At 52.0% G+C, this 956-nt stretch carries 1 pseudogene; it reads left to right on the forward strand.

Annotated features, from left to right (window positions below):
- Window positions 1–281 precede the first annotated feature (281 nt).
- A pseudogene (locus FU672_RS24805) lies at window positions 282–587 on the forward strand (DUF2913 family protein); the annotation flags it as partial.
- Between the last annotated feature and the right edge of the window lie 369 nt (window positions 588–956).

The following is a 956-nucleotide window of genomic DNA, read 5'->3' on the forward strand; positions in this document are numbered from 1 at the left end:
GTTTTAAACAGCCCGTCGTGGGGAACCGGTGACTTCCCGCCCTTTCCTTTTCTGCCTGACATTCGCGTCTCCTTTGGTTTTGGTGTGCGCATCCGGGAGTATTATACCGGAGCTGGGCTCCTGGTACCTTCTGTTTCACCGGGGGCCGTTCCGGGGTGGTTCGGTCCCCTCCTCTGTTACTCTGGTAACACCGCCTGACGGCATCGCCGCACAGGCGCATGATGGTTTAATGCGATCGCCTTACAGAACGCCACTATAAGGCGGGAATGTTGTCAGGGTAACGGCTGACGTATGCCCTGGAAACTGCGAAGGATATGCGCTGGAACTACCGTCTGCTGAGCGATCGGGAATGGTCCGGCCGGAATGCTGAGGCGCTTAGTGCAAGCGTGAACGGCATTTATCTCTCACGAACAAACCTCGATGTCGCTTTTGACGACAGTGGCTGACAGATAAATCCGCTGATAGCCCGTCTGACAGGGAACGTAGCGGGGGTGACGAAACTGTTTAATCGCTGTGGCTGGCAGGCAGAGCCTGAGTGCGATGTCTCTCCGCTGCACCAGCATTCTATAATGACCCTGCAAGGATAGTAAATAAAGGTGAACAGTAGCAGAGAAGAGCCGAAGCATTCATTCTCATCATTCCATTTTCCGCACAAATCAGGAAATAACCAATTCAGGTTGGTATTTTCTACATAACGTAACCGATTCTTCTTCATGATAAAAAAGCTAATAATCAACCTGTTTGCGCTATGATATGCCTGTCAGGCAGGTTCGCACCTGCACTGAAAACGAGTTGACTGGGCAAGCACAGCGCAGCCTAATCCCCAGCAAAGAGAGAAATATTAGACGTCAACTACCCTGGCCGGCGTGTTGACTCACCCCAGTTAATGTTACTTTCTTGCCTCAGCTAAAATGTTACCATCAGCACGGGTTCCCCAGACCCGTTCTCTGCCCCCC

Source organism: Enterobacter asburiae (assembly GCF_008080435.1).
GTDB lineage: Bacteria > Pseudomonadota > Gammaproteobacteria > Enterobacterales > Enterobacteriaceae > Enterobacter > Enterobacter asburiae_C.